3 protein-coding genes are annotated in these 1766 nt (G+C 39.4%); all 3 read right to left on the reverse strand.

What is annotated here, in order from left to right:
* Positions 1 to 263: 263 nt before the first annotated feature.
* Positions 264 to 542, reverse strand: coding sequence for a hypothetical protein (locus H6G97_RS50830; protein WP_190947745.1), 279 nt, complete (start codon positions 540 to 542; stop codon positions 264 to 266).
* A gap of 326 nt (positions 543 to 868) precedes the next feature.
* Positions 869 to 1153, reverse strand: coding sequence for a hypothetical protein (locus tag H6G97_RS50835; protein ID WP_190947746.1), 285 nt, complete (start codon positions 1151 to 1153; stop codon positions 869 to 871).
* Positions 1154 to 1394: 241 nt separating this feature from the next.
* The coding region (locus H6G97_RS50840; RefSeq protein ID WP_190947747.1) for a DUF3574 domain-containing protein at positions 1395 to 1766 on the reverse strand (372 nt) is incomplete at its 5' end.

Here is a 1766-nt window from a genome sequence, read left to right on the forward strand (position 1 = left end):
TTCTTGTAGTTCTGCGATCGCCGCTTGTAAATGCTGGTTTATCATTGTTCGCTGTTAGACAGATATACACCTCCGTATTATCTCATAGCCTTTTTCAGAAATCAAATATGATTCCTATATAAAAATATCTTTATGCAGATGACATTATTCCCATCTTTGTATATGTCATTTGTATATATCCTGATACTAAATGTAATTTATTTTACTAAAATGCAAAGTAGAAGCCCCATTTAGGGATGTTACTTTTATTTTCTTGTTCTTGGTTAATACTGATTGTTTTTATCAGGTGCAAGATATGAGTCTCCCCCCTCACCGCCATCCACTCCCCACTGAAAACATAAAAGCCCCCGCCTCCCACAGCGCACCACCAAAAACTCCCCTGGTTCCCAGTAGTCCTTCACTGCTTCGGGTTGCCATTGGCGGGAGATAAGATTGTAAACTTGTCCTGGAGTTCCGTTCGCCACATCTGCGATCGCCTCAATGTTCTTCCAGCCGGGAGGAAGATAGTCGTAGCTCTTGAACCCACCAAGCAGTTCGGGCATAGTCAAATGCGGGCGTAATAGATTTGACTTTGAGAAGGATACTCTCATTGTGAGTACCCAAAGATTCAACAGTAGATTATTCCGTTGTAAAGAGCATGATTTAGGCAACTACACCTTTAGCATTGCTGGCTTGTGGTGTGATTGACTCAGTAGTATTATAAGTATAAGATTTTTGATGCGTATATCAGTAGTAGTTAAGGTATCGGGCTGACCGATACCCTTACTTAACTGCATGGGTGTAACTAGAGAATCATTTTGCATCCCATTTGTAAAGATTTGGTCAAATCAAAGCACCTAATTTCGTAAGCTTTAATTATTAATTATACTTATGAGCGGCAAATAGTTTCATACTCTTTAACAAAGAATTGTACCTGTCTCAAAACTAAATGGATCATAGACGAAGAAGTTTTCCAAGATGAAATTAGAGAATCTGCCCAGCAGTCTAATAATTCAATTCCAACTAATTCGGAATTATTATCCCAACTAAATCTAAGTAAGTAATCATCATGCCCCGGTGTTCGGCACTGAATGAATTTTTCAGCAATAGTGCCAGAAGTGAACCCGTTATCAGTAAGAATTTTAGTGAGAATTTCAGCGTGTATGCTATCCATTAACGTGCCTCAAATATTATTATCTAGAGTGTCGTCAGAGAAATTACTGAAAAGGACGATTTGTTGATAGCTATAATGTTTCCACTTTCACTCCCAGCAATGCATTACCTGATGTGCCTTGCCAGCAAGATAGTTCATCCCTAGATTAGTTTGTCGATGGTGCTATGTCTACTGTGAATCTACTTCAATTAGCTTTATCCCACCTTCAACTTTCATCCGTATGCAAACGGAACTAGCACCGTCAAAGCCCTTTCTTTTTCAATCTGCAAGCGACGATCAAAGTGCTAAACAGAAGCGCTCCAGTAACAGAAGAAGGTTCTGGAACAGGCTCAGACTCGACAAAACGCACACGGATATCTTCATCAACAACTGTCAAGACACTTTCTTGACTAAACTGTTGAAGGTAAGCTTCAATAATTTGGTTAATAGAAGTTTCGTTATCCAGAGTATCTTCAAAGATAAAGCTGATAACCTTTGAGGGTTCTTCAATAATGATTCCGGTACTGTCTTGAAATTGCCCACTGGCATCAAAAATTGTTAGACCATTTGGGAAACGAGGGGTAATCACACTATCAACAAACGTTTGAAACTCGCTTTCGGATACCTCTTGACC

Source organism: Nostoc flagelliforme FACHB-838 (assembly GCF_014698065.1).
Taxonomy (GTDB): Bacteria; Cyanobacteriota; Cyanobacteriia; order Cyanobacteriales; family Nostocaceae; genus Nostoc; species Nostoc flagelliforme_B.

Coding starts and splice junctions, on each gene's coding strand:
- H6G97_RS50835 (WP_190947746.1), bottom strand. CDS start 1,153: ATGGATAGCATACACGCTGAAATTCTCACTAAAATTCTTACTGATAAC.
- H6G97_RS50830 (WP_190947745.1), bottom strand. CDS start 542: ATGCCCGAACTGCTTGGTGGGTTCAAGAGCTACGACTATCTTCCTCCC.